The 22540-nt window shown below is 63.0% G+C and carries 23 protein-coding genes; 16 read left to right on the top strand and 7 right to left on the bottom strand.

Translation table 11 applies throughout. The features are described 5' to 3' along the window. Positions 1-113: 113 nt before the first annotated feature. On the bottom strand, positions 114-638 hold the full coding sequence (gene gpt / locus BUA38_RS26870; protein ID WP_072826461.1) for a xanthine phosphoribosyltransferase: 525 nt from the start codon (positions 636-638) through the stop codon (positions 114-116). 62 nt (positions 639-700) lie between these two features. Then, positions 701-1438, bottom strand: coding sequence for a competence/damage-inducible protein A (locus BUA38_RS26865; protein WP_072822708.1), 738 nt, complete (start codon positions 1436-1438; stop codon positions 701-703). Positions 1439-1685: 247 nt separating this feature from the next. Between BUA38_RS26865 and BUA38_RS26860 the strand changes: the two genes are divergently transcribed. The 8 genes from BUA38_RS26860 to BUA38_RS26825 all read left to right on the top strand — a co-directional run bounded on the left by BUA38_RS26860 (position 1686) and on the right by BUA38_RS26825 (position 10962). Beyond that, positions 1686-3104 carry a circularly permuted type 2 ATP-grasp protein gene (locus BUA38_RS26860; RefSeq protein ID WP_072822706.1) on the top strand — a complete coding sequence of 473 codons (1419 nt, stop codon included), beginning with the start codon at positions 1686-1688 and terminating at the stop codon, positions 3102-3104. A 3-nt stretch (positions 3105-3107) separates the two neighbouring features. Then, positions 3108-4052, top strand: a complete 945-nt coding sequence (locus tag BUA38_RS26855; RefSeq protein WP_072822704.1) for an alpha-E domain-containing protein — start codon at positions 3108-3110, stop codon at positions 4050-4052. 145 nt (positions 4053-4197) lie between these two features. After that, complete coding sequence (locus BUA38_RS26850) at positions 4198-5034, top strand: transglutaminase family protein (protein ID WP_072822703.1); 837 nt, start codon at positions 4198-4200, stop codon at positions 5032-5034. Positions 5035-5067: 33 nt separating this feature from the next. Further along, positions 5068-6036, top strand: a complete 969-nt coding sequence (locus BUA38_RS26845; protein WP_072822701.1) for a c-type cytochrome — start codon at positions 5068-5070, stop codon at positions 6034-6036. A 164-nt stretch (positions 6037-6200) separates the two neighbouring features. Continuing rightward, positions 6201-7454 (top strand): oxalate/formate MFS antiporter, encoded by a 1254-nt coding sequence (gene oxlT, locus BUA38_RS26840; RefSeq protein WP_072822699.1) that lies wholly within the window; start codon positions 6201-6203, stop codon positions 7452-7454. Positions 7455-7554: 100 nt separating this feature from the next. Further along, positions 7555-8310: a proteasome-type protease gene (locus BUA38_RS26835; protein WP_072822697.1), complete on the top strand. Its 756-nt coding sequence runs from the start codon at positions 7555-7557 to the stop codon at positions 8308-8310. A gap of 30 nt (positions 8311-8340) precedes the next feature. Next, the gene (locus BUA38_RS26830) at positions 8341-9093 is read left to right on the top strand and encodes an SDR family oxidoreductase (protein WP_072822695.1); all 753 of its coding nucleotides are present in this window, start codon (positions 8341-8343) and stop codon (positions 9091-9093) included. A 72-nt stretch (positions 9094-9165) separates the two neighbouring features. Then, on the top strand, positions 9166-10962 hold the full coding sequence (locus BUA38_RS26825) for a hypothetical protein (RefSeq protein WP_072822693.1): 1797 nt from the start codon (positions 9166-9168) through the stop codon (positions 10960-10962). 9 nt (positions 10963-10971) lie between these two features. Here the strand turns inward: BUA38_RS26825 and BUA38_RS26820 are convergent, their stop codons facing one another. Next, positions 10972-12195: an MFS transporter gene (locus tag BUA38_RS26820; protein ID WP_072822691.1), complete on the bottom strand. Its 1224-nt coding sequence runs from the start codon at positions 12193-12195 to the stop codon at positions 10972-10974. Between the two features lie 226 nt (positions 12196-12421). On the opposite strand from BUA38_RS26820, the gene BUA38_RS26815 reads away from it, so the two are divergent. Further along, positions 12422-13687 carry a NupC/NupG family nucleoside CNT transporter gene (locus BUA38_RS26815; protein ID WP_072822689.1) on the top strand — a complete coding sequence of 422 codons (1266 nt, stop codon included), beginning with the start codon at positions 12422-12424 and terminating at the stop codon, positions 13685-13687. A 13-nt stretch (positions 13688-13700) separates the two neighbouring features. Here the strand turns inward: BUA38_RS26815 and BUA38_RS26810 are convergent, their stop codons facing one another. The 3 genes from BUA38_RS26810 to BUA38_RS26800 form a co-directional block, all read right to left on the bottom strand. Continuing rightward, complete coding sequence (locus BUA38_RS26810) at positions 13701-14630, bottom strand: YiiG family protein (protein WP_083587781.1); 930 nt, start codon at positions 14628-14630, stop codon at positions 13701-13703. 102 nt (positions 14631-14732) lie between these two features. Next, positions 14733-15305: a cupin domain-containing protein gene (locus BUA38_RS26805; protein WP_072822687.1), complete on the bottom strand. Its 573-nt coding sequence runs from the start codon at positions 15303-15305 to the stop codon at positions 14733-14735. Positions 15306-15522: 217 nt separating this feature from the next. Next, complete coding sequence (locus tag BUA38_RS26800; RefSeq protein WP_072822685.1) at positions 15523-15807, bottom strand: usg protein; 285 nt, start codon at positions 15805-15807, stop codon at positions 15523-15525. 391 nt (positions 15808-16198) lie between these two features. Between BUA38_RS26800 and BUA38_RS26795 the strand changes: the two genes are divergently transcribed. The 7 genes from BUA38_RS26795 (at position 16199) to BUA38_RS37120 (ending at position 21680) form a co-directional block, all read left to right on the top strand. Further along, positions 16199-16516: a co-chaperone GroES gene (locus tag BUA38_RS26795; protein ID WP_072822683.1), complete on the top strand. Its 318-nt coding sequence runs from the start codon at positions 16199-16201 to the stop codon at positions 16514-16516. A gap of 38 nt (positions 16517-16554) precedes the next feature. After that, the gene (gene groL / locus BUA38_RS26790; protein WP_072822681.1) at positions 16555-18195 is read left to right on the top strand and encodes a chaperonin GroEL; all 1641 of its coding nucleotides are present in this window, start codon (positions 16555-16557) and stop codon (positions 18193-18195) included. 62 nt (positions 18196-18257) lie between these two features. Next, positions 18258-18656 (top strand): ArsR/SmtB family transcription factor, encoded by a 399-nt coding sequence (locus BUA38_RS26785; protein WP_197685877.1) that lies wholly within the window; start codon positions 18258-18260, stop codon positions 18654-18656. A 3-nt stretch (positions 18657-18659) separates the two neighbouring features. Next, the gene (locus BUA38_RS26780) at positions 18660-19157 is read left to right on the top strand and encodes an SRPBCC family protein (RefSeq protein WP_072822679.1); all 498 of its coding nucleotides are present in this window, start codon (positions 18660-18662) and stop codon (positions 19155-19157) included. Then, positions 19157-19777: a dihydrofolate reductase family protein gene (locus BUA38_RS26775; protein WP_072822677.1), complete on the top strand. Its 621-nt coding sequence runs from the start codon at positions 19157-19159 to the stop codon at positions 19775-19777. Before BUA38_RS26780 ends, BUA38_RS26775 begins: the two co-directional genes overlap by 1 nt. A 531-nt stretch (positions 19778-20308) precedes the next feature. After that, the gene (locus BUA38_RS26770) at positions 20309-21208 is read left to right on the top strand and encodes an SH3 domain-containing protein (protein ID WP_072822675.1); all 900 of its coding nucleotides are present in this window, start codon (positions 20309-20311) and stop codon (positions 21206-21208) included. A 313-nt stretch (positions 21209-21521) separates the two neighbouring features. After that, a complete protein-coding gene (locus BUA38_RS37120; RefSeq protein ID WP_156898741.1) occupies positions 21522-21680 on the top strand; it encodes a hypothetical protein in 159 nt (52 codons plus the stop codon). 20 nt (positions 21681-21700) lie between these two features. Here BUA38_RS37120 and BUA38_RS26765 read toward each other — a convergent pair whose 3' ends face one another. After that, the gene (locus BUA38_RS26765) at positions 21701-21988 is read right to left on the bottom strand and encodes a DUF1330 domain-containing protein (RefSeq protein ID WP_072822674.1); all 288 of its coding nucleotides are present in this window, start codon (positions 21986-21988) and stop codon (positions 21701-21703) included. Positions 21989-22540 lie beyond the last annotated feature (552 nt).

Genomic DNA, 22540 nt, shown 5'->3' with positions numbered 1-22540 from the left:
GTCATTCCGGGGCTCGCGAAGCGAGAGCCCGGAATCCATCGTGCCGCGTCAATGCGGATAAATGGATTCCGGGTCTGCGCCTGGCGGCGCATCCCGGAACGACGACGGAGCCCTCACGCCGCGCCGTCGCGGATCGGCGGCTGGAACGACAGCGCGGTGTCCCAGGGAAAGAAGATCCAGGTGTCCTGCGACACCTCGGTAATGAAGGTGTCGACCAGCGGGCGTCCCTTGGGCTTGGCGTAGACGGTGGCGAAATGCGCATCCGGCAGCAGATCGCGCACCATGCGGCCGGTCTTGCCGGTATCGACGAGGTCGTCGACGATCAGAAGCCCCTTGCCGGTGCCGCCGCCAAGCTTTGCCGTATCGGGCGAAACGCCTTTGAGCACATTCAGGTCGCCCTGCTTGTTGTGATCGTAACTCGCAATGCAGACCGTATCGATCACGCGCACCCCGAGCTCGCGCGCCACAATCGCCGCCGGCACCAAGCCGCCGCGGGTGATCGCAATGACGGCATGAAACGGCCCGACCTCGTTGAGCCGCCACGTCAACGCCCGGCAATCCCGGTGAAACTGATCCCATGACACCGGAAAGGCCTTGCCCGCCCGTTCCTGTGCACTCAGTTCCGGATGTTCCGCCATTTTGATCTCCTCAGTCCCCTCAAAGCTCATGCAGCAAGGATGCGAATGTTAGAATCGGACCACTAGCGGCTTACGTTCAATCCAGCCAGCATTTCCTTGACCGCGCCCATCGCCGCCGCAAGCTTTTCCGGGTCGCGCGAACGCACCACGAGATTGGTGTTGGGTTTGTTGTCCTCGTCCATGAACGGGTAGCTGCCGATGACGGTGTCGGGATGGGCCAGTGCGATCGCGCGCAAGGGGCCGCCGACGTCGCCTTCGCGCGCATTGGCGCGCACGCTCTCCGACAGCATCCGCACGCCGGATTTGAGTTTCGGCGCCACGATATCCATCATCGCCTGCATGATGGTCGGCACGCCGGCCATCACGATCACATTGCCGATCTTGAAACCCGGCGCCAGGATGGTCGCGCTCTGGATCAGTTCGGCGCCGTCGGGAATGCGCGCCATGCGCAGCCGCGCCTCGTTGAGATCGGCCTCACCCCAGCGCTCGCGAAACCGCGCCACCACCTCCGGATGATGGTCGATGCCGACGCCGAACGCCTTTGCGATGCTGTCGGCGGTGATGTCGTCGTGGGTCGGCCCGATGCCGCCGGTGGTAAAGACGTAGGTGTAGCGATGCCGCAGCGCATCCAGCGCCGCGATGATCTCCGCCTCCTCATCGGCAACCACCCGCACTTCCTTGAGGTCGATGCCGATGTTGGTGAGGTACTCGGCGATGAAGCCGATGTTCTTGTCCTTGGTCCGGCCGGACAGGATCTCGTCGCCGATCACCAGGATTCCGGCCGTGACGATCTCACTCATTATCTCTCCTTCGCGCGGGCTCTCTGACCGAAATTACTTTCCCGGCCAAGGCCTTGATGTTGGGGCGAATTTTGCTGCGGAAATGAGCAGTCGCAAGCTGTTTTTTCAGCAGTCCGCCCCGCTGTCCACGGCAAATGGTCGGGATCAGCCCGTATCAATCCATATCGCGCTGGCGCGACCCTTGCTACCATCCTGTGAAGTCATGCACTGTAGCGTGACTGGTGGCTTGAGGGGCGGTCCGCGATTCATGGCAGTTGCCTTCGATGAAATGAACGGCTTGGGCGAAGCCATTCGCCCGGCCTATCAGGAACTGTCCCGCTGGCTGAAAGAGACGCCGCCGGACGCTCTCGAATATCGCCGGCAAGAGGCCGAGCTGCTGTTTCGCCGGATCGGTATTACGTTCGCGGTGTACGGCGACGCCGAAGCCCAGGAGCGGCTGATCCCGTTCGACGTCATTCCCAGAATCATGTCGGCCAAGGAATGGGCGCTCCTTGAAAGGGGACTGAAGCAGCGCGTCAAGGCGCTGAACATGTTCCTGCGCGACATCTATCACGGCCGCGACATCCTGCGCGCCAACATCGTGCCGGAAGATCTGATCTTCCAGAACCCGGTGTTCCGCCCCGAGATGAACGGCCAGGACGTGCCGCACGACATCTACGTCCACGTTGCCGGCATCGATATCATCCGCACCGACGCTGAAAATTTCATCGTGCTGGAAGACAATGCGCGCACGCCGTCCGGCGTGTCTTACATGCTGGAAAACCGCGAAATCATGATGCGGCTGTTTCCGGACCTGTTTGCGCGTCACCGCATTGCGCCCGTGGAAAAATATCCGGACGAATTGTTATCGGCGTTGCGTTCGGTGGCGCCGTTGAGCGCGTCCGCTGAACCGACGGTCGCGCTGATGACGCCCGGCGTCTACAACTCCGCCTATTACGAACATTCCTTCCTCGCCGACAAACTCGGCATCGAACTGGTCGAAGGCCGCGACCTCATCGTCAAGGACGATGTGGTGTTCATGCGCACGACCGAAGGCCTTAAACGGGTCGATGTGATTTACCGCCGCCTCGACGACGACTTCCTCGATCCCCTCACCTTCCGTCCTGATTCCGCGCTGGGCGTGCCCGGCCTGATGTCGGCCTATGCCGCCGGCAATATCACGCTTGCGAATGCGGTCGGCACCGGCATCTCCGACGACAAGGCGATCTATTCCTACATGCCGGACATCGTGAAATTCTATCTCAGCGAAGAGCCGATCCTGAAGAACGTGCAGACCTGGCGTTGCCGGGAGCCGAAAGACCTCGCTTACGTGCTCGACAATCTGGATCAGCTCGTGGTGAAGGAAGTTCACGGCTCCGGCGGCTACGGCATGCTGATCGGGCCGGCCGCGACCAAGGCCACCATCGAAGCGTTCCGCGACAAGCTCAAGCGCGAGCCGGAGGGTTTCATCGCCCAGCCGACGCTCGCGCTCTCGACCTGTCCGACCTGCACCACAGCGGGCCTTGCGCCGCGCCACGTCGATTTGCGCCCCTTCGTGCTCACCGGAAGCCAGCGCACCACCATTGTCCCGGGCGGACTGACGCGGGTCGCGCTGAAGGAAGGTTCGCTCGTCGTCAATTCGAGCCAGGGCGGGGGCACCAAGGACACGTGGATATTGGACGAATGATTCATGCTGTCGCGCACCGCTGAAAATCTTTACTGGCTCGCCCGCTACGTCGAACGGGCCGAATATATCGCGCGCACGATCGACGCGACGTTGCGCGTCACGGCGCTGCCGGCCGCCTATATCGGCAAGACCAATGAATGGGAGTCGGCGCTGCTCACCGCCGGCGTCAGCCAGAACTTCTACAAGGTCCACAAGGAAGCCAACGAGCACAACGTCGTCGACTATCTGTCGTTCGACACCAACAACCCTTCCTCGATCAAGAACTGCATCGAGGCGGCGCGGCTGAATTCACGCTCGGTGCGCACGGCGCTGACCGGCGAAATGTGGGACACCATCAACTCGGCCTGGATCGAGTTGCAGGAAGTCTGGGCCAAGGGCGCCAAGACCCGCGAGGAGCTGGCGCGTTTCCTGCGTTTCGTGCAGGAGACCTCGCTGCGCTTCGATGGCTCGGCCTACCGGACCATGCTGCGCAACGACGCCTACTGGTTCTCGCGGCTCGGCGTGCATCTCGAACGTGCCGACAACACCGCGCGCATTCTCGACGTGAAATACCATGTGCTCCTGCCTGAGGAAGAGCACGTCGGCGGCCCGCTCGACTACTATCAGTGGACCTCGATCCTGCGCTCGGTATCGGCGACAACGGCCTATCACTGGGTCTACCGCGAAACGCTGAAACCCTGGCTGATCGCTGACCTCCTGATCCTCAACGATTCACTGCCGCGGTCGCTGGCCAGTTGTTACGGCAACCTCGCGCGCAATCTCGACCAGATCGGGGTCGCCTATGGCCGCCAGGGCGCGTCGCAACGCCACGCCCGCGGCGTCCGCAACCGGCTGGAACACAGCAATATGGACGACATTTTCCAGCACGGCGTGCATGAATTCATTCAGGAATTCATCGCCGACAATTCAAGGCTTGGTGAAATCATCACCAAACAGTATTTGATATAATGGTAATGTGATCCCAGCGAATTCCGTCATGGCCGGGCTTGTCCCGGCCATCCACGTCTTGTTTGTCGCCGGACGAACATAAGACGTGGATGCCCGGCACGAGGCCGGGCATGACTTCGCGAAAACAGTCGAGCGTCAATCACACATGCGCCTGCGCATCGCCCATTCCACGACCTATCGCTACGAGCCGGCGGCGACCGGAATCACGCAGATCCTGCGGATGACGCCGCGCAGCCATGACGGGCAATATGTGGTCGAATGGCAGATCGACGTTTCCTCGGACTCCCGCCTTCACATGGGCCAGGACGCCTTCGGCAACGTCATCCACGTGCTCACCGAGGCTGCGATCTCCGATCTCACCATCACGGTCGAAGGCCTGATCGAAACCCACGACACCGGCGGCGTGCTGCGCGGCACCGACGAGCGCTTTCCGCCGAGCCTGTTCCTGCGCGCCACCTCGCTGACGCGGGTCAATCCGGCGATGGAAGCCTTTTCGCGTGAACTGCGTTCGGAGTCGGAAAAGGACGTGCTCGGTTTCCTGCACGCGCTGATGCTCCAGATCAACGACCACATGACCTTCGACGAAGATCCCACCAATAGCGGGACCTCGGCGGCGGAGGCCTTTGGCCTGAAACGCGGCGTCTGCCAGGACTATGCGCACATCTTCATCGCCTGCGCGCGCTCGGTCGGCGTGCCCGCCCGCTTCATTTCCGGGCATTTCCTGCGCTCCGACAACATGGTCAACCAGCAGGCCGGACACGCCTGGGCCGAAGCCTTCGTGCCGGCTTTGGGCTGGGTCGCCTTCGATCCCGCGAACGCGATCTGCGCCACCGACGCCCATGCCCGCGTCGCGATCGGCCTCGACTATCTCGGCGCTGCGCCCGTTCGCGGCACCCGCTACGGCGGCGGCACGGAGACGCTCACCGTGGCTGTCAAGGTCGACCAGGCCGGCCGCCAAAGCCAATGGCAATCACAATCATAACAACAGGCATCACGAACAGCCGGCGGGGATGAAATGAAGCTCGTATTTGCGGGAGCACTAATGGTCATGGGTCTGGCTGCGGCGGGCGCGCTGGCGCAGTCGGCGGCGCCTTCGGCAACGCCGGGCAGCGCCGCCACACCTCTTCCGGACTGGGCCTATCCGGCCAATCCGCCGATCGCCGATTTCGACGCCAAAGAAGAAAAGAGCCTGCCGGGCAGCAGCCGGAAATATACGCAAGCGCAGGTCGAGAACGATTTCGCACCGCCCGACTGGTTTCCGGACGACCATCCGCCGATGCCGTCGGTTGTCGCCAACGGACGCCCGCCGGCCGTGAAGGCGTGCTCGAAGTGTCACGTCACCACCGGCGGCGGCCATCCGGAATCCTCCGATCTCGCCGGCCTGCCGGAGGCCTACATCGTCAGGCAAATGGCGGACTTCAAGGACGGCCACCGCAAGGGCGCGCGCGCAGGCTCGATGTTCCCGATCGCCAAGGCCGTGACCGACGACGAGGTGCGCGAGGCGGCCAAGTATTATGCCGCCCTGCCCCGCCCCGCCTGGAACAAGGTGGTCGAAACCGACACCGTGCCGAAGACGGAGTTGCGTGTCGGCGGCATGCGGTTTCCCATCGATGGCAGCGAGCCGATCGGCAGCCGCATCATCGAATTGCCGCAGGCGCCAGAGCGCGCCCACCTGCGCGACTCCCGCTTCGGCTTTGTCGCCAACGTACCTGTCGGCAGCGTCGCGCGCGGCGAGGCGCTCGTGAAGGGCGGTAGCGGCCAGACGCAGCCCTGCGCTACCTGCCACGGACCCGATCTGAAAGGCATCAGTGAGGTGCCGCACCTCACCGGCCGCTCGCCGATGTACGTGTTTCGCCAGCTCAACGACATCAAGATTGGCACCCGCAGCGGCGCCAACGCCGAACTGATGCAGCCGGTCGTGGCCAAGCTCAGCCAGGACGATATGTTGGCGATTGCGGCCTATCTGGCGACCCTGTCGCCATAAAAGCCGGCCTGTTCCCCGCAGCAACCCGTCGCCGCGACGCGCTAAACCCGCGTCGCGCGATTTTATTCCTCATACGATCGGACCATGCGGCCGGCGTTGCGCCGGAGGTATCGCGTGGTACAACGTATGCCACAAACTGGGGCGAGAAACGCAAGGGGGGAAGGATGGCTACCGTCAACGGGGTATCATCGGCTCAATCGACGACGTCCACGCGCTGGATCCAGCTCGTGCTGGGGCTGATCGCGATGATGTCGATCTCGAGCCCGCAATACGGCTGGGCGTTCTTCACCAAGCCGCTTCAGGATAGCCTTGGCGTCCAGCTCTCGGCGCTTCAGGTCACCTTCACGATCCTGATCGTGTTGCAGACGTTCCTGTCGCCGCTCCAGGGCTATTTGATCGACCGGTTTGGCGCCCGGCTCTTGATCGCCACCGGCTGCCTGCTGTCCGGCCTGGGGTGGATCACCGCCGGCTATGTCACGAGCCTCACCGGGCTCTATTTCACCTACGGCCTGTTCTGCGGCATCGGCACCGGCATCGTTTATGTCGGCGTCGTCGGCCTCATGGTGCGATGGTTTCCGGACCGGCGCGGCTTTGCCACCGGCGTCGTCGCCGCGGGCTATGGCTTCGGCGCGCTACTAACGAACACTCCGATCTACAACATGATCAACGGCAGCGGCTACCAGCACACGCTGATCGTGTTCGGCATCATTCTGGGCGTGGTCGGCGCCGTTGCCGCGCTGGCGCTGCGCTTGCCGACCGACGATGACGTGTTGCCTCAGCCGACGGTGCAGGTCACGAGAGTCGGAACACCGCCGGATCAGATGCTGCGCAGCAACGTGTTCTGGCTGATGTTCGTCATGATGACGATGATGTCGACCGGCGGGTTGATGATCATCTCGCAGTTCGGCGCTTTTTCGCGCGACTTCGGCGTCGCCGGCGTCACCGTGTTCGGCATGGCGGCGCTACCGCTCGCGCTCAACATCGACCGCATCACCAACGGACTGACCCGTCCGTTCTTCGGCTGGGTGTCGGACCGGATCGGCCGCGAAAACACCATGGCCATCGCCTTCCTGATGGAAGCCGCCTCCGTCACGCTGATGGTCCTGTTCCGCGACAACACGCTGGTCTTCGTTCTGTTGTCCGGCGTCGTGTTCTTCGGCTGGGGCGAAATCTTCTCGCTGTTTCCATCGACCCTGACCGACACCTTCGGCGCAAAGCATGCGACGACCAACTACGGCCTGCTGTATATCGCCCAGGGCGTCGGCTCGATCCTTGGAGGTCCGCTCGCCGCGCTGTTGCGCGAGCAGACCGGGAGCTGGCTGCCGGTGTTTGCGATCATCATCGCGATGGATGCACTGACCGGCATCCTGGCGCTGGTGGCGCTGAAACCGATGCGGCGCGCCTACGCCGCAAGGTAAACAGCCCCAATTTCGGCTCTCCGAATGGGGTTGGATGCGCGCGCGAAATTGGATAGTTTCGCGCCGCAAACGCGCGTTTGAGCGGCGTCGGGGACGTGAAATGACCTATTGCTGCGGGGTGCTGGTAAAGGACGGGCTGGTCATGATCGCCGACACCCGGACCAATGCCGGGCTCGACAACGTCTCGACCTTCCGCAAGCTGCACATCTTCTCCAAGCCTGGCGAGCGCATCATGGCGGTGGCCAGCGCCGGCAATCTAGCGATCAGCCAGTCCGTGCTGTCGACCCTGACCGAGGGCATGGAAGATCCCGAGACCGGCGAGGTCGAGACGCTGCTCAACGCGCCGACCATGTTCCAGGCGGCGCAGCGCATCGGGCGGGCGATCCGCGCGGTTCACGCCACCGAGGGCACCGCACTAAAATCGGAAGATATCAGCTTCGACGTATCGTTCCTGTTCGGCGGCCAGATCAAGGGCTCGCGGATGCGGCTGTTCATGGTCTATCCGGCCGGCAACTTCATCGAATGCACCACCGACACGCCTTACCTGCAAATCGGCGAGCACAAATACGGCAAGCCGGTGCTCGACCGCGCCATGCATTATGACGTCGAACTGTATGAGGCGCTGAAGACCAGCCTGATCTCGATGGATTCGACCATGCGCTCCAATCTCGGCGTCGGTCTTCCGATCGACGTTCTGGTGGTGCGCACCGACGTCTGCGACGCCGACCTCAACCACCGCATCGAAGCGGGCGAGCCCTACTTCCATGATTTGCGTTCGCGCTGGTCGGCTGCGTTACGCGCCGCGCACCAGAATATCCCGCGGCCACCCTACAAGACCGAAACACCGAAGACCTAAAAAACACCGAACCTATAAAGGCAGGAAACAATGACCGAGAAAAACAAGATCGCCATCGTCACCGGAGCCGGCACCGGCGTCGGCCGCGCCGCTTCGCTGGCGTTGATGCATGCCGGCTTCACGGTCGCGCTCGCCGGACGGCGCAAGGAGAAGCTCGAGGAAACCCAGAGCCTCGGCCCCGCCGGCAAGGCCCTCGTCGTCCCCGCCGACATGACCGACGCCGGCTCGATCGCCGCCCTGTTCGCCAAGGTGATGGAGACCCATGGCCGGCTTGATCTGCTCTTCAACAATGCCGGCATGGGAACGCCGGCGATGCCGTTTGAGGATCTGACGCTTGCGCAGTGGCAGGCGGTGGTCGACACCAACCTCACCGCCGCATTCCTTTGCACGCAGCACGCCTTCCGCATCATGAAGGACCAGACCCCGCGCGGCGGCCGCATCATCAACAACGGTTCGATTTCGGCGCATGCGCCGCGGCCGTTCTCGGCGCCCTATACGTCCACCAAGCACGCCATCACCGGCCTGACCAAGGCAACCAATCTCGACGGCCGCGCCTACGACATCGCGGTCGGCCAGATCGACATCGGCAATGCCGCAACCCCCATGACCGACCGTATGGTTGACGGTGTGTTGCAGCCGGACGGCCGCAAGATGCCGGAACCGCGCATGGACTCGAAGGCCGTCGGCGATGCGGTCGCCTATATGGCCGGCCTGCCGCTCGATGCTAACGTCCTGTTCATGACAGTCATGGCAAGCAAGATGCCGTTCGTGGGACGGGGCTAGCCCTCTTACCAGGTCGCTGCCCGACGTGACCGCGATCACTAGCCTTCGGCCGGTGTTAGCGATACGGAAACCATGTCGGACCTCAGCTTGACCTCAGCCCACGCGCCGCCAAAGGAACAAGGCGGCCTGCATCCAGACTTCTGGATCGCGTTGCTCTTCCTGGCCGGATCGGTCTGGCTCGCGCTGCCCGCGATCAAGGGCGGCGTGTTCGATGCGCTGTCCACGGATGACGCCATGCGGCTCGTCGAGGTCCGCGACCTCATCGGCGGCCAGGGCTGGTTCGACCTGTTCCAGCATCGCATGGATCCGCCGGGCGGCACGTCGATGCACTGGTCGCGGCTGATCGATGCGCCGTTGGCCGCGTTGATCCTGCTGCTGAAGCCGCTGGTGGGAATGCACAGCACCGAAGCCGTGACACTCTATGTCTGGCCCGCGCTGTTATTTGCCGTTGCTCTCGCGCTGGTCGCCGCCATCGCCAGGCAAATGACCAACAGTTTTATCCCGGTGATCCCGGCGGTGGTGCTGGCCGTGCTTTGCCTCCCGGCCCTGGTCCATTTCCGGCCAGGCGCGATCGATCATCACAACGCGCAGATCGATTTGTTGCTCGCCATGATCCTGTTGGCGGCGCAGATCGAGAGCAACGTCGTCAAGGCCGCGCTGTGTGGATTGACCGGATCACTGTCGCTTGCGATCGGGATCGAGATGCTGCCGGCCATCGGGGCCGTCGGCGTTGCGGTGTTCGGCCTTTTTGTATGGCGTGGCGCGCCGGTCGCGCGGCAGGCCGGCGCCTTTGGCGCGGGGCTTGCGGCATCTTCGCTGTTGCTCGCGCCGGCATTGCTGCCCTCGTCGTCGTGGACCACCCAGGCGTGCGACGCCTTCGGCGCCCCGGTCGTGCTGTTGACCGCCGGCGGCGGTATCAGTCTTCTGCTGATGGTCGGCATCGATCGCTATTTCCGGACGCTCCTGATGCGTATCGTCAGCGCAGCGGCGTTGGCAACCGTTCTGATCGGCGCGTTCCTCGTGTTGTTCTCAGGATGCATCGCGCCGCCCTTCGCGCATCTCGACCCGATCGTCATCACGTTGTGGGTCAATAATATCGCCGAAGCGATCTCATTGCCCCGGATGCTGCAACTGTTTCCGGAGAAAGTTCCAGGCTACTACGTGTTTCCGGTTCTGACGCTGGGCTTCGCCGTCCTCGCGCTGATCCGCTCGGCTGCTTCTGAACGGTTTCGCTGGAGCGTCGGCATCGCCCCGCTCGCCGCGCTGATCGGATTCAGTCTGTTCCAGATGCGGGGCGCCGCCGCCGCCTCGATGGTGGCCGCGCCGCTCTTTGCCGCCAGCCTCGCGGTGCTGTGGCCGAAATTTGCTTCGGTGCGAAACCTGGTGATCTTATCCGCCATCGTCTCACCGTTCAGCCTTGCCCTCGCGGGGCTGTCGGCCAAGCCGCTGATGGATGTGATCTTCAAGCCCGAGCCCATCGGCGGCCTGTCGCCGTGTCAGACCCTGTCGGACGTCGCCTCGCTGAAAGAGCTTCCGAAGGGACGCGTGATGGCGCCGGTCGATCTCGGACCCGCGATTCTCGTCGAGACCAATCACGAGGTTTTTGCAGGCCCCTATCACCGCAACAACGACGGCATGACCGCCCTGATCAGATTGATGCTGGCGCCGCCGCCCGCGGCGCGGCAGATATTATCGGATCGCCACGTCGACTACGTCGTCACCTGTTCGGCAACGCCCGACGCGAACATCATCAAGCTCGCGCCGGAAGGACTGGAGGCGCGGCTCGCCCGCGGCGACCCGCCCGACTTCCTCGAGCGGCTGCATCTCGATCCGAACGACAAGATCGCCGTGTGGCGCGTGCGGAAGTAAGTCGCGCCCCTACTCCAGCCGTTCGACATCGCGCAGCGACGGGAACAGCCTCATCCAGATCAGCGCAATCGCAACCGTGGCAACGCCGCCGAGCACGGCGGACGCCACCGTACCGAGCAGCGCCGCGGCCACGCCGCTCTCGAACTGGCCGAGATAGTTCGAGGCGTTGATGAACAGGAAGTTCACGGCGCCGACGCGGCCGCGCATTTCGTTCGGCGTCGCCAGTTGCACCAGCGAGAAGCGGATCACGACGCTGATGGTATCGGCCGCACCGAGAACGGCGAGCGCCAGCACCGACAGCCAGATCCAGTGCGACAGTGCGAATACGACGGTCGCAACGCCGAACACGATCACCGACTGGAACATGCGCATGCCGACGCGGCGGTCGATGGCGTGGCGCGCCAGAATCGTGGTCATCAGCAGCGCGCCAACGGCGGGCGCCGCGCGCAGGATGCCGAGGCCGGACGGACCGGCATTGAGGATATCGCGCGCATAGATCGGCAACAGCGCGGTCACGCCGCCGAACAGCACCGCAAACAGGTCGAGCGATATGGTGCCGAGAATGGCGGGATTGTTTCTGATGAAACGAACGCCGGCAAAGACATCATCGGCCGTCGCAGCGTCCTTGGCCGGCTCCGGCTCGGTGGTCCGGATGCCGCCGGTCAACAGCGCGGAGAGAAGCCAGAACGCCAGCATGATGCCGTAGGGCAAACCTGGCGCGAACGCGTAAGCGATCCCGCCGAGCGCGGGACCCGTGATGGTCGCGACCTGAGCCGCCGCACTCGACAACGCGGTCGCGCGTTGCAGCGAGCCCTGCGGCGCGATCAGCGGCAGCAGCGCCGAAATCGTCGGGCTTTCGAACGCGCCCGCCATGCCGAGCACGAAGGTCGCGATGAAGATGTGCACCTCGGTGAGCCAGCCGCCATAGGAGCCCCAGCACAGGAACAGCGCGGTGGCGGCCTCCGCGAGCTGACACAACTGCACCACGCGCTTGCGCTCGAACCGGTCGGCGGTTTGGCCCGCGACGAACACCAGGAGCGCGGTGGGCAGGAACTGCACCAGCCCGACCATGCCGAGATCGAAGGCGCTGCCGGTAAGGTCATAGATCTGCCAGCCGATCGCCACCGCGCCGATCTGGCTAGCAAATCGCGTCAGGCTTCGCGACAGCAGGAAGAAAAGGAATGAGGGAAGTCGGAGAAGTGTCCCGGCACTTACCGGCGAAATCGTAGACATGACGGCTATCGGTGGCCGCTGGCGGCGCCAAAGTCAACTTCCGGCTGGGAACAAGCCTTGCATGGCATTGCACCACAAAGCGCAACGCTGCCATATTTGGTGGGGTTGCTCGCTTCCCTCATCCTGAGGAGCCACGCAAGCGGCGTCTCGAAGGATGGGGCCTCATGGTTCGAGACGGCGCATTCGCGCCTCCTCACCATGAGGGCGGCTGGGACTTGGGGGACACATGCTGCAACTGCAATCGGCGTTCGGCGTGGTCGCGCTGCTCGCGCTCGCCTGGGTGCTTGGCGAGAATCGCCGTAGCGTGTCGCTGCGGCAGGCGATCGTTGGCCTCGTGGTTACCTTTGCGACCGCGGTCGTTCTGATCAAGCTGCCCTTCGTGGCCCACCTGTTCGGCGCGATCAACGATGCGGTCGGCGCCATCGCTTCCGCCTCGCGCGCGGGCACGTCGTTCGTGTTCGGCTATCTCGGCGGCGGCGCGCTGCCGTTCGATCTGAAATCGCCGGGCGCCGATTTCATCCTGGCGTTTCAGGCGCTGCCGATCGTGCTGTTGATGAGCGTCCTGACCACGCTGCTGTTCTACTGGCGCGTCCTGCCGCCGATCGTCCGCGGTATGGCTGTCGCGCTCGAACGCACGCTTGGGATCGGCGGCGCGGTCGGTCTCTCCACCGCCGCCAATATCTTCCTCGGCATGGTGGAAGCGCCGCTGTTCATCCGCCCGTATATCGCCCAGCTCACCCGCAGCGAATTATTCCTGGTGATGACCGGGGGCATGGCCGGCATCGCCGGCACCGTGCTGGTGCTCTACGCCACGCTGCTCTCGCCGTTGATTCCGGATGCTGCCGGGCACTTCGTGATCGCCTCGGTCATGGGCGCGCCCGCCGCCATCCTGGTCAGCCTGATCATGGTGCCGGAAACGCGCGACGTGAAAACCGGTGGCACGGCGGGCGATCCGCGCCTCACCGAAGATCCCGACCTGCACGCGACGTCGACGATGGACGCGATCGTCAAGGGCACGACGTCCGGAATCGAACTCCTGATCAACATCATCGCGATGCTGATCGTACTGGTGGCGCTGGTCCATCTGGCAAACAGCATTCTCGCCCTTCTGCCCGAACTCGGCGGCGCGATCACGCTGCAACGCCTGCTCGGCTATATCATGGCGCCGGTATGCTGGCTGATGGGACTGCCGTGGCCGCAAGCCGTGCCTGCCGGCAGTCTCATGGGCACGAAGACCGTGCTCAACGAACTCATCGCCTATGTCGACTTCTCGAAATTGCCGGCCGGCACGCTCGACCCGCGCTCGCGCCTGATCATGCTCTATGCGATGTGCGGCTTCGCCAATTTCGGCAGCCTTGGCATCATGGTCGGCGGCCTCGGCGTCATGGCGCCCGAGCGCCGCGCCGAGATCAACTCGCTCGGGCTCAAATCGATCGTCTCGGGCACGCTGACGACCTGCCTGATGGGCGCAATCGTCGGCGTGCTGACGTGACAGCGTTACGCGGTCAATGGAACGCGTTCGACAGCGTCACCATCATGTTATAGCGCTGGATGACGCCATTATAGTCCATCGAATACGTCATGTTGTCGGCGCGGCCCTTGGCGATGTTGTCGCGCATCTCGCGCAATTTGCCGAGAATGTCGCGCGGATACGAGTCGATCGACGTTGATTTTCCGGACTCACGGACCGCCGTATCGAAGTCGCGCACCGCGTTGCCGAGAGTCGCAAGCGCCGCATCGAACTGCTGGAGGTCGGCGCCGCCTTTCGGGTTCGACGGCATCAAGTCGACCGCCTTCTTCGCCAGCGTCATGGTGTTTCGCACCTGCCAGCGCACGCTCCTGCCTTCGGCCTTTTCGATCTTCGCCAGCTGCTCGCGGTCGAGCATGTCCTTGAACTGCTCCTGCAGTGCGTCGGTCGTGGCGCGTGCCGCGAGAAACGCCGTTACCGCCGGAACCATTTTTTCGTGCAGCGCCTTGCCTCCTGCCATGTTGTCGGAAAGGTAATCCTTGCGATCGTAATAGGCTTCCGCTTCGTTCAGGATCGGAATCAGCGCTTCGAAGGCCGAGGCGAGCTGCCTGGTTGCATCGTCGAGTGCAGGGATCGCCGGCTTGTCGCCCGCCGCCTTGCGCGCCTTCTCTATCGCGTCCTTGGCCGACGATCCGACCGAGTACAGGCCGTAGATGATGCGCTCCTTGCCGGTCGGGCCGCGCTTCACGTCGACCCAGCTGAGATATCTGTTCCAGGATTCCTTGCCGCGTAGCGAAGCGTTCAGGAGGCCGACAACGCCGTTGGACTTGGCGATGTAACGATCCATGTCGGAATCCGCGATCTCGTGCAGGCCAAGATCGGGAGGCGGCGATTGTTGTTGCTGTGCCATGGCGGCCGCGCAGTTCAGGCCAACCGCAACGGCGAGGATCGTGGATGAAATTTTCAAGAGCGCCCCATCGATAAACCAGGCCGTGCACGGCGCACGCTGGCTTCCTTCCGCTGTTCGTCGCAGGACGCCGTCGACCGGTTCAAACGCGCAAGCGAGGAATCACGCCGCCAGTTCGACGGTCTTGAAGTCGGCCGGCAGGATCACTTCCAGCAATTCGACGTCGTCGGAATAGTCCATGATCAGGTGCTTGATGCGCGGCGGCTGGGTCCAGGAGCTGCCGATCTGGAACGTCGTTTCGCCAACACCTTCCATGTAGGTCTTCACCCAACCCTTGAGCACGTAGACCATCTGGAAATCGACGTCGTGGAAGTGCAGCTTTGACACTTCGTTCGGATCGCACGGGCCGATCAGGCGGATGACATGCGCCCGCGCCACGCCACCGCTGGCTTCGACCACGCCGAGGTCGCGATATTGCGCATAGGCGCGCAGCCCGTCGGATTTGAAGTCCTCGTCGCGGTGATGGCTGATGGCGACATGCTGCTTCGGTCGCGCGCGCTTGACCGGCGCCGCCGCCCTGCCCTTGCTCTTCAATTTTCGCCGCGCGTTCGACTTGGCGTTCGACTTGGCGACAACCTTTCGAGTTGACGATTTCTTGCGCGCCGATGTCTTCGCCGCTGCACGCGATTTGGCGGTCGCGCGCGCGGCCGGCTTCTTCGATTTCTTTTTGGCCATGATTGCTCCCTTCCCGACAAATCAGGAAAGCGAAGCGTATCACAGCTTCGTAAGATGGTTTAGCGAAGCGCAACCTGCCATCTCGTGTCCCGGACGCGGTGCGGCGCGTCAGTGCCGCTCCGCAGAGCCGGAACCTAGTTAGATGGGCCCCGGATCAGCAGCCCACCGCTAGCGCGCTGCGCAGCGTCCGGGGAACGCCGTGGCCACGCATTCCCAATCAATGCAGGCGGAACACGCCGTCGACGGCGCGAAGTTCGGCGGGCTTGATCAGCTTGGAGTGGGCGACGCGAACCGAATAAAGCGGCCCCTCGAGCTTGGTTTGCCAGAAATGGAGGAAGTCGCTCAGCGCCGGAAATTTCGGAAACAGGTCGTAGTTCTGCCAGACGTAGCTCTGTAGCAGCGATGGATGATCCGGCATCCGATAGAGAATTTCCGCCGTCGTCAGCCCGTAACCCAGCACTTGTTTCCGGAAGTCTTCGGAAACGCCAACCCGCGAGACCATGCCAACCCTCCATTTGCGAGAGTGCACTGGCCGCGGTGGCGTGAGCCCGGATGGCAGGCCGCCACCTTGAGTCGAGATGCACTCACATCAGAGAAATGTGACGCACGCGAACAACCCATCACAAGCTTAAATGTTTAACGATGTGTTGAAAAAGTCTGCATTAGCAGCCACTTAGAGAGGCTGCTAATAGCGCGGCGCGGCCCGAACCCGGTCGCGTTAACGATGAGCGCGAAAACTGGCACGTGCCCTATTTGAGTGCCAATTTTTCTGCTATCGCCTCTTGTCTCCCTTAACGCTCTGGACTATCTCCATTTTGCCCGCTGGCACTCGTCGGCGGCGATTGCCAATTTTGCAAAATTCGCAAACATCTTCAGAAACTTAGGAGGACTGCATGAAATTCCGTCCGCTTCACGACCGCGTCGTGGTCAAGCGCATCGACGCCGAAGAGAAGACCGCAGGCGGCATCATCATTCCCGACACGGCCAAGGAAAAGCCCTCCCAGGGTGAAGTCACCGCTGTCGGCCCCGGCGGCCGCGACGAAGCCGGCAAGCTGATCCCGATCGACATCAAGGTCGGCGACCGCGTCCTGTTCGGCAAGTGGTCGGGCACCGAGGTCAAGATCGATGGCGAAGATCTCCTGATCATGAAGGAGAGCGACATCATGGGCGTCCTGACCGACGTCCCCGCCAGCAAGAAGAAAGCCGCTTAAGCGTCGTTCCCCTTCCCTAGATTCCAAGGAAACAATCAATGTCAGCCAAAGAAGTAAAATTCGGCGTCGACGCCCGCGACCGCATGCTGCGCGGCGTCGATATCCTCGCCAACGCCGTCAAGGTGACGCTCGGCCCGAAGGGCCGCAACGTCGTGCTCGACAAGTCGTTCGGCGCGCCCCGCATCACCAAGGACGGCGTCACTGTCGCCAAGGAAATCGAGCTTGAGGACAAGTTCGAGAACATGGGCGCCCAGATGGTGCGCGAAGTCGCCTCCAAGTCCGCTGACGCGGCCGGCGACGGCACCACCACCGCAACGGTTCTTGCCGCTGCGATCGTTCGCGAAGGCGCCAAGTCGGTTGCCGCCGGCATGAACCCGATGGATCTGAAGCGCGGTATCGACCTCGCGGTCGAAGCCGTCGTTGCGGACCTCGTCAAGAACTCCAAGAAGGTCACCTCGAACGAGGAAATCGCCCAGGTCGGCACTATCTCGGCCAACGGCGACGCCGAGATCGGCAAGTTCCTCTCCGACGCCATGAAGAAGGTCGGCAACGAGGGCGTGATCACGGTCGAGGAAGCCAAGTCGCTGGAAACCGAACTCGATGTCGTCGAAGGCATGCAGTTCGACCGCGGCTACATCTCGCCCTACTTCGTCACCAACGCCGACAAGATGCGCGTTGAGATGGACGATGCCTACATCCTGATCAACGAGAAGAAGCTGTCCTCGCTCAACGAGCTGCTCCCGCTGCTCGAAGCCGTGGTGCAGACCGGCAAGCCGCTCGTCATCGTCGCGGAAGACGTCGAAGGCGAAGCTCTCGCCACCCTCGTCGTCAACCGTCTGCGTGGCGGCCTGAAGGTCGCGGCCGTCAAGGCTCCGGGCTTCGGCGATCGCCGCAAGGCCATGCTGCAGGACATCGCGATCCTGACCGGCGGCCAGGCGATCTCGGAAGACCTCGGCATCAAGCTCGAGAACGTCACCCTGAACATGCTTGGCCGCGCCAAGAAGGTGATGATCGACAAGGAAAACACCACGATCGTCAACGGCGCCGGCAAGAAGGTCGACATCGAGGCGCGCGTGAACCAGATCAAGGCGCAGATTGAGGAAACCACCTCGGACTACGACCGTGAGAAGCTCCAGGAGCGTCTAGCCAAGCTCGCCGGCGGCGTCGCGGTGATCCGCGTCGGTGGCGCGACCGAGGTCGAGGTGAAGGAGCGCAAGGATCGCGTGGATGACGCGATGCATGCGACCCGTGCGGCTGTTGAAGAAGGCATCGTACCGGGCGGCGGCGTCGCCCTGCTGCGCGCTTCCGAGCAGCTCAAGCGCATCAAGACCGCAAACGACGACCAGAGGACCGGCGTCGAGATCGTGCGCAAGGCGCTGTCCTGGCCGGCTCGCCAGATCGCGATCAACGCGGGCGAGGACGGCTCCGTCATCGTCGGCAAGATCCTCGAAAAGGATCAGTATGCGTTCGGCTTCGACAGCCAGACCGGCGAATACGGCAACCTGGTCACCAAGGGCATCATCGACCCGACCAAGGTGGTCCGCGCCGCGATCCAGAACGCTGCCTCCGTAGCCGCGCTCCTGATCACGACCGAGGCCATGGTCGCCGAAGTGCCGAAGAAGAACGCTGGCGGCCCCGCAATGCCTCCGGGCGGCGGCATGGGCGGCATGGACTTCTGATCCATTCGCATCAGCGATCTACAAAATGCAAAACCCCGGCAGCGATGCCGGGGTTTTTGTTTGTGACCCGCCTGATTGCTCCGGCTTTACATATTCCGATATCGGTATATGATGAGCGCATGGCACGAGCAGCGACCACGTCGGATATCTTCAACGCGATCGCCGAGCCGCAGCGCCGGGAGATCCTGGTCCTGCTGCGGACGGGTGAGCTGCCGGTGACCGAGTTGGCCGAAGAGCTAGGGATGACCCAGCCGGGGACGTCCAAACACCTGCGGGTGCTCCGCGAAGTCGGGCTGGTGCGGGACCGCAAGGCAGGCAAGCAGCGCCTGTACAGCCTTGACGCCTACGAGTTGCGGGCGGTCCACGAGTGGACCGGCGGGTTCGAACGGTTCTGGAACGAGAGCTTCAACCGGCTGGACGCGTACGTGCAGGACCTCAAGAAGGCAAGGAAGGAGAAGTGACCGATGGCAGTAAAAGGATGGGACGCGCAGTCGGCGACGGCCGACCGCGAGATCGTGATCTCGCGGATCATTAGCGCCCCACGGGAGCTGGTGTTCGAGGCGTTCACCGAAGTCCGGCACCTGTCGCGATGGTGGGGACCCACGGGGTTCACCACCACCACGCGGGCGTTTGAGTTCCGCGCCGGCGGCGTGTGGGACTTCGTGATGCACGGACCGGATGGAACGGACTACCAGGAGTGGATCTGCTGGACTGAGATTTCGCCGCCGGAACGGATCGCGCTGCTGCACGGTGAACGGCGCGGCGACCCGAACGCCTTCGAGTCGGTCCTCACCTTCACGCCCGATGGCGCGGCGACCCGGGTTGAGATGCACACGGTGTTCCCCACCAAAGAGATGCGCGACGAGCTGGTCGAGAAGTACCACGTGATCGAGGGCGGCCAGCAGACCCTGAGCAAACTGGCTGCCTACGTCACCGAGATCGTTCGGAAGGGAGAGGACTGATGGCCGGAAAGGTGTTCTTCAAAGTGTCGATGTCGCTGGACGGGTTTATCGCGCCCGAGTCCAGCAAGGACTTGATGGGGCAGCAATGGATGGAACTGCAGCAGTGGATATTCCCGACGCGGTTCTTCCGGGAGACCCTGAAGCTCGGCGAGGGTGGCGAGGAGGGGCGCGACAACGACGTCATGCGGGAGACGTTCGAGCGCACCGGCGCGAGCGTCATGGGCAAGCGCATGTTCGACGCCGGCGAGCGGATGTGGCCGGAGGAGGCTCCGTTCCATACGCCGGTCTTCGTCGTGACGCACGAGAAGCGCGACCCCTGGGAGAGGCCGGGCGGGACCATTTTCCACTTCGTCAACGACGGCATAAAGACCGCGCTCGATCGGGCCCGCGAGGCTGCCGGCCACCGGGACGTCCGCATCGCCGGTGGCGGCGCAACGATCCTGGAATACGTGAACGCCGGCCTGATCGACGAGTTCGGGATCGCGCTCTCACCCGTGCTGTTCGGCTCCGGAATCCGCCTGTTCGAGGGCGTGGACGCGGGCCGCGTGGCGCTGGAGCCGATCCGCGCGGAGCCGACGCAGCGGGTGACTCACCTGACCTATGCAGTCCACAAGCGGTAGCTGTCTCGACCTCAGCGCCCCCGCCCCAACGTCGGCGGCGCTGTGTTCGCCTGTTGAAAGTCTTCCAAGCTATCGCTCAGACGCTACGGCGAAAAACCCCGGCAGCGATGCCGGGGTTTTTGTTTTGAACGATTCATCGGCTCCCGAGATAGCATTGCCACTACGGTTAGAGCGTTTTCGAGCGAAGCCGCCTTCGCCAAAGCTTCGGCGGCCGAGTGAGCTGGTGGCCCGGCGAAGCCGTGGTGGAGACGGGTGGATACCGGTTCGCGTGAAGAAAAACGCGTCAAACAGAAATCCAGAGCCCGGTTTTGATTCAATCAAAACCAAATAGGCTCTAGTGCGGGCAATTATTCGCGCTTGTCACCGCGATGCCGAGCGCGCCCTTCATGTACTTCTCGCGGAAATCGAGCATGCACATGAACGGTGAATGAACGACCGTCCGCGCGAGTTCCGATATTTCCGCTCATGCGACAATCTCGCCCGGAACGCTAGCACCCGTCGAACGTTCGGCTGTCAGAGGAGGAACGTGCCATGAAACTAAAAGCAATCCTGACGGCAGCCATGCTGCTCGTGCCGACGGTGGCGCTCGCAGCACCCGGCATCATGACCCAATCGGCGGGCTTGCGGGCCGGTCCCGGCCCCGGCTTTCCGCTGGTCGATCGCATTCCCGGCGGCGCCCGTGTCAACATCCACGGATGTCTGAGCGGCAACGCCTGGTGCGATGTCAGCTGGTCCGACGACCGCGGCTGGGTATCGTCGCAATATCTCGAATACCTCTACCGCAACAGTTATGTCTATCTCCCCGATTATGTCGATCAGATCGACGTGCCCGTCGTACCCTTCGTATTAAGTTCGTATTGGTCGAGCTACTATTCGGGACGGCCCTGGTATCATCGCCGGGCCTACTGGACCAGCTACTGGACATCCCATGAGCGCTTCGCGAGGCGGATGACGATCGACCGCTCGGCGGCCCGCATCGGCCGCGCGGCAACGCGCAACGCCGCGATCAACGAGGGACGCGGACCGCGCGCCGGCGTGACAGACCGAACGACGCGCGAGCGGAACGCTGCTCAGTTCCGTGGCGCAAGAGAGGCCAAGGGCCGAGAGGTACGTGGACGCGAGGCTGCGGTTCAGGCACGCGCGGGCCGCGAGCGTATGGGTCGCGAGAACGGCGCCTTCCGTTCCAATGCGCGGATGCAGCCGCCTGCTGTGAGAGCCCATGAAGCGCCGCGCTTTTCCAACGCGCGCCCAATGCAGCATGTCGCACAACCGACGGTCGGCCGCAGTTCGCCGGTGAATGCGCGTGCGCAGGCCCCGATGCAGCGCGCGGCGCCTGCGATGCCGCGTGCCAGCGGCGGCGCGCCGCACATCAACGCCGCTCCGCGCGGCGGACCGACCGGTGGCGGCGGTCGCGGCCACGACGGACACTAAACGACGGGCCATGGCCGCAGAGTTGCACTCAAATAGCAAAGGGCGCGGTGCAAACCGCGTCCTTTTTTCGTGTGAGATGAGGCTGTTATGCGTTGCGCACGGCGACGCCTGCGTAGCAATGGCGGATTTCATGTTTCGACCGGAACCAAAGAGCCGGCTCCGGACTTTTTATTGGCGAGGCCGTTGCCCGCCGTTATGAATGACGGCGCATGTAGCGGATAGCCAAAGGTCCTTGTGACCCGCTGTTCAAAGCGCGCGCACAGATAGCCAAAGGCAACGGTCTCGTTTTGTTCAATTGCCTGATGGTTTGGCCATGGACAGCCCCGTGATCGACGATACGCAAACCCGCGCCATTTGCGACGAAATCGGCGAACGGCTGCGGACCTTGCTGAAGTCACCGGCGAATGACGATACGCCAGACTTCGAGGGCAAGATCGATCAGCTCCGCGACGGGCTTGCGGAACCAGAGTAGTCCCGACGAGTATTGGCGATCTACAATCCTTCAACACTTACCAGTCGCGCGGAGCTGCACGCATCGCGGATCGACTTGAGGCTGCGATAGGTATCGCCGTGGTAAAATGATTCAAATGCCTCGGTCGAAGGAAATTCCAACAGAACGATCCGGCGCGGCGACCAGTCGCCTTCGTGCACCTTATGCTGGCCGCCGCGGACCAGATATCTGGCGCCTGCTTTTTCCAGCGCAGGCTTCACCCCTGCCATGAACTCCTGATATTTCGCCATATCGCTGATCTCGACGTCAAAGATCACATAGGCTGACATTCGCTGCTTCTTTCACTCGGTGAGGGATGGCGCGAAGCATTGCGCAAAAAACGATTTTCGCCAGCCCAATCAACGCTGATTCTACTGTCCACTCCTCGATCGAAAAATATTTCGCTCTGCCCGTCGGGCAAATCATCTTTAGAACTTCGCGCCGTCCCGTGCCCGATGAGAGGGGCGCTTCGCGGTCGTCACGATTTGCCAGGTGCGGGATGCGATGGACGTTCATGGTGCCGCACGACGAACGGCACGATGACGGACGGCGAAGTCGTGTGGTCCTGACCTCTCGACGCTGAGGTCAACGCGGCGACAACGCTCACGCGTTGCGCTGGGGACGGTGGCAAGAAAGCCCGATCACCGGGGAGAGCACGAGATAAGCCGTTAAAACCGTCGCGCAGGGAATGCCGGGATGTCTCGGCGCACCTGTGGTGAATTACTCGTACGCTTTTTTCATTGCGTGCGAGGCTGCGGGTGTGGCGAACACCCGGCATTCCCTGCGCCCTCTTCTGTTGAGGGCAATCTCAACGCCTCGGGCGCGATTGCGCCGCGGGAATG

The sequence above is a fragment of the Bradyrhizobium erythrophlei genome (genome assembly GCF_900142985.1).
Classification (GTDB): Bacteria; Pseudomonadota; Alphaproteobacteria; order Rhizobiales; family Xanthobacteraceae; genus Bradyrhizobium; species Bradyrhizobium erythrophlei_B.
The sequence above is the reverse complement of the archived record's forward strand: the minus strand, read 5'-3'. Positions and strand labels throughout refer to the sequence as shown.

Bases quoted from the DNA above. Each gene is read 5' to 3' on its own strand.
- BUA38_RS26855 (WP_072822704.1), top strand. From the start codon at position 3,108: ATGCTGTCGCGCACCGCTGAAAATCTTTACTGGCTCGCCCGCTACGTC.
- groL (WP_072822681.1), top strand. From the start codon at position 16,555: ATGTCAGCCAAAGAAGTAAAATTCGGCGTCGACGCCCGCGACCGCATG.
- BUA38_RS26830 (WP_072822695.1), top strand. From the start codon at position 8,341: ATGACCGAGAAAAACAAGATCGCCATCGTCACCGGAGCCGGCACCGGC.
- BUA38_RS26800 (WP_072822685.1), bottom strand. From the start codon at position 15,807: ATGGTCTCGCGGGTTGGCGTTTCCGAAGACTTCCGGAAACAAGTGCTG.
- BUA38_RS26860 (WP_072822706.1), top strand. From the start codon at position 1,686: ATGGCAGTTGCCTTCGATGAAATGAACGGCTTGGGCGAAGCCATTCGC.
- BUA38_RS26770 (WP_072822675.1), top strand. From the start codon at position 20,309: ATGAAACTAAAAGCAATCCTGACGGCAGCCATGCTGCTCGTGCCGACG.
- BUA38_RS26835 (WP_072822697.1), top strand. From the start codon at position 7,555: ATGACCTATTGCTGCGGGGTGCTGGTAAAGGACGGGCTGGTCATGATC.
- BUA38_RS26805 (WP_072822687.1), bottom strand. From the start codon at position 15,305: ATGGCCAAAAAGAAATCGAAGAAGCCGGCCGCGCGCGCGACCGCCAAA.
- BUA38_RS26775 (WP_072822677.1), top strand. From the start codon at position 19,157: ATGGCCGGAAAGGTGTTCTTCAAAGTGTCGATGTCGCTGGACGGGTTT.
- gpt (WP_072826461.1), bottom strand. From the start codon at position 638: ATGGCGGAACATCCGGAACTGAGTGCACAGGAACGGGCGGGCAAGGCC.
- BUA38_RS26820 (WP_072822691.1), bottom strand. From the start codon at position 12,195: ATGTCTACGATTTCGCCGGTAAGTGCCGGGACACTTCTCCGACTTCCC.
- BUA38_RS26845 (WP_072822701.1), top strand. From the start codon at position 5,068: ATGAAGCTCGTATTTGCGGGAGCACTAATGGTCATGGGTCTGGCTGCG.
- BUA38_RS26795 (WP_072822683.1), top strand. From the start codon at position 16,199: ATGAAATTCCGTCCGCTTCACGACCGCGTCGTGGTCAAGCGCATCGAC.
- BUA38_RS26865 (WP_072822708.1), bottom strand. From the start codon at position 1,438: ATGAGTGAGATCGTCACGGCCGGAATCCTGGTGATCGGCGACGAGATC.
- BUA38_RS26765 (WP_072822674.1), bottom strand. From the start codon at position 21,988: ATGTCAGCCTATGTGATCTTTGACGTCGAGATCAGCGATATGGCGAAA.
- oxlT (WP_072822699.1), top strand. From the start codon at position 6,201: ATGGCTACCGTCAACGGGGTATCATCGGCTCAATCGACGACGTCCACG.
- BUA38_RS26850 (WP_072822703.1), top strand. From the start codon at position 4,198: ATGCGCCTGCGCATCGCCCATTCCACGACCTATCGCTACGAGCCGGCG.
- BUA38_RS26825 (WP_072822693.1), top strand. From the start codon at position 9,166: ATGTCGGACCTCAGCTTGACCTCAGCCCACGCGCCGCCAAAGGAACAA.
- BUA38_RS26780 (WP_072822679.1), top strand. From the start codon at position 18,660: ATGGCAGTAAAAGGATGGGACGCGCAGTCGGCGACGGCCGACCGCGAG.
- BUA38_RS37120 (WP_156898741.1), top strand. From the start codon at position 21,522: ATGGACAGCCCCGTGATCGACGATACGCAAACCCGCGCCATTTGCGAC.
- BUA38_RS26815 (WP_072822689.1), top strand. From the start codon at position 12,422: ATGCTGCAACTGCAATCGGCGTTCGGCGTGGTCGCGCTGCTCGCGCTC.